Origin of the sequence: Oribacterium sp. HCP3S3_B9, assembly GCF_052064255.1 — a bacterium.
Lineage (GTDB): Bacteria > Bacillota > Clostridia > Lachnospirales > Lachnospiraceae > Oribacterium.
Genome location: NZ_JBQHVY010000042.1, coordinates 1 through 2,924, shown reverse-complemented (window position 1 = coordinate 2,924; position 2,924 = coordinate 1). Strand labels below are relative to the sequence as shown.

2 protein-coding genes are annotated in these 2,924 nt (G+C 42.0%); both read left to right on the top strand.

All coding sequences use genetic code 11. The features are described 5' to 3' along the window. Window positions 1–102 precede the first annotated feature (102 nt). On the top strand, window positions 103–564 hold the full coding sequence (locus ACTNC3_RS11270; RefSeq protein WP_441227484.1) for a DUF4268 domain-containing protein: 462 nt from the start codon (window positions 103–105) through the stop codon (window positions 562–564). Window positions 565–600: 36 nt separating this feature from the next. Continuing rightward, window positions 601–2,316 carry a hypothetical protein gene (locus ACTNC3_RS11265; protein WP_441227483.1) on the top strand — a complete coding sequence of 572 codons (1,716 nt, stop codon included), beginning with the start codon at window positions 601–603 and terminating at the stop codon, window positions 2,314–2,316. Window positions 2,317–2,924 lie beyond the last annotated feature (608 nt).

Here is a 2,924-nt window from a genome sequence, read left to right as displayed (position 1 = left end):
GAATGCTCCAATCCTTCTCTGGAATACACCCTTTGGCTCTTATTCGTTCAGTACCGTGAGGTTGAAAAACCTTGATTTAATAGGGAAAAATCCCTTGACACAATAGGGAGGCTTCAGTATTGGACAAAGGCACTGCCGATTCTTGCTGATGCGTTCGGTGGGGACAGTACTTATTCCAATGTTTCTCCGGCGACACGCAGCACCGTTGATGGTTTTGTAGGAATCTATGGCGTTCATCTGTACTGCTCAATGAGACTTCAGAAGCAGACACTAAGTGCGAATGTTTGGATAGATGCCGAGGACAAAGAAAAGAACAAACAGATCTTCGATGCTATGTATCGGAGAAAAGAACAGGTGGAAGCTGCCATACCGCATCCGGTGAAGTGGAATAGGAGAGACGATAAGAGATCATCAACGATCAATGTCGAACTTGAAAATGTTGTCTTTTCTGACACCAACCTGTGGGATGAGCAGTTCAAGTTTCTTGCTGATACATGTGTAGCGTTGAAAAATGAACTAATTGATCCATGTGCGGATGAGATTCGGGAAATCTGCAGCAAGTAACATCATTGATGTCAGGAGGTAACTACAGTGGCGGATATGAATCAGATACACACATTTGCCATGAAGTGGCTTGATAAGTTCAGAGATCAGGGAATCAATTACATAGAACTTGTAGACCATTATATGGCAGATGACTGTGCTGCACTTGGTTTTGAGATGGACTGCGGGCATGCTTTTGAACGCGTTTATGGCAAGGCCGTCTATGATAATAAAGAACTGGATAAAGTCATAGATGACATCACAGACATTCCGCTGCTTGGATCGGCAATATACTCCAGGTGGCGATATTATAACCACTGGGCATACGACGCGTCTCAAATACTCGAGCCTCAGAATCGCGCGTGGTTCATTACTGCTCTTTCCAGACTTGCATCGCTGAGTAGTGAAAATCCTGCCATCTTCAAGGGAACCATAAAAAAGATACGTATTGTATCCAACAACATCAGCTATGGTCCCCGACCAGAACCTGAAGATGAAGTAGAACAGCATCTGACGGTAAATACGGATGGGAGAGTGTGGTTTTCCACCTATGTTTTCGGAGATGGAATCGGCAAATATAGAAAATCAAAAACTAAAAATTTCAGCATTGATAAATCCAATGCGACAGAACTTTTGGATAAGGTGGCTGCCTATTTTAGCCGGGAGGATTACACAGATGTATTTGCCACCGATATCGGTATTTGGGAAATGGAATTGACAAATACCGAAGGCAAGACATATAAATTCCAAGGTTCTTTGTGTGCAGATTTTGACGCGGATGGCATAGATCTGTCTGATTTGATTAGGGATAGTTTGGGATTGCCGGATTTGTATGCCTTTGATGGTAATGATAAGCCAGATAAAATAAATCGAATCGTGCTGGATTATCATCGGGTGACGAAAATTAAGCCGAAGGAAGTGCCAGAAGGTGCTGCATGGGAATTTGTAACTTGGGATTATGCGGAGCAGCTCATTATTGACAGAGAAAAGGCAACGCTCGAACACATTCAGAATATCGGTACAGGGTGCAAGGTTTCTCGCAAGTATGAAGTCGAAGGCGGTATAGAAAGCCTTCTGGATGATTTTGACGCAGAGGATCTGTTTGGAAATATCGTAGGTAATCCTGACGATGTCGTAGAAAACCCAAATGAAACGAAGGACTATAGAATTACTATAGATTATAAAAAGAACCCTCAAAAAATCATCACAGGATCATTTGATAAAAATGGACTGCCGGACGATTTTAAGGAGTTCGCCGATGCGGTATATGATTTTATGCGTTTCTATGGTTTGGGCGAGATACTTGATCCGTCTGTATATGGCAAAGCAAAACGCAGAGCAACAGATTATATCTATTGCAGCGTAGTATTTGAAGATGGTCAGAAGACGTATTATTACCTGGCAGATGATGATAGTATTGAGGTAGATGATTTCGTTATTGTTCCAGCCGGGAAAGACAACCATGAGTCAATTGTGAATGTTGTCGGTATTGAATATTTTCCTGAAGATAAGGTTCCTTTGCCTGTGGAAAAAACAAAACATATTATAAGAAAGTGTACGGATGAGGAAATAGAATCTATTGAGGAAACGCAGAGCGAGGCTTTTTATTGCCCGGCAGCAAAGAAAGTAATAACAAGTGATGTATGCTATGAATTGTGGATGTGCCTGAATGGAATGATGAAGTTGTCTTTAGTTCCGGAGGTAGAAATAAAGGACCAGGCACAAGCGGAAAAGATCTGCAATGAATGTCCACGACACAAACAATGGGAATAGAAGAATCTAAAGTCAAAAGGGGTAATTCGTTGACCGTTTCCCTCATACGCCTGAGTTCTTGAAATTATTTTCTCGAACGACTGACATCCACGGCGGTGTCTCAACGCACGTGGAGACGGTTATGTTACTGCAAAAGGTGAACTAGTCAAAGTCCTTGAATTTACGCACTTTTACGAGCATTTCACGTTCGATAAGACCGATTGGTCTGACCGTGGAAAGCATCTGAAAAAGTATATTCGTGTCATTGTAGCTGTTGAACTCGTAACGGTAGGTGCAAAAATAGCGCCTAGGTCGTAACGGTAGGTGCAAAGAACGAACCTGTTAGATCAAACAAAAACAAGTTGTCGGAAGACGCTTGGCTTACAGCATTTTCTGTGAGCTAAGCGTCTTTTTTATTTCTACAAAACAAAAGGAAGGAGATACCAATGGGGTTTGATTATTTCTACGGAAGGGGGACAGAACAATATGCGTTTTATCAGGTTCCTAAGATTTTGATTGTAAGCGCTCAGTGTCAGTGCGGCTAGTTTGATACTTTTGAAAATGCCATAATCATGGAAAACGAGAGTATTTTAGTCTCAGTCTTCCCACTGGCATTCACAGTGGTGGAT

Bases quoted from the DNA above. Each gene is read 5' to 3' on its own strand.
- ACTNC3_RS11265 (WP_441227483.1), top strand. From the start codon at position 601: ATGAATCAGATACACACATTTGCCATGAAGTGGCTTGATAAGTTCAGA.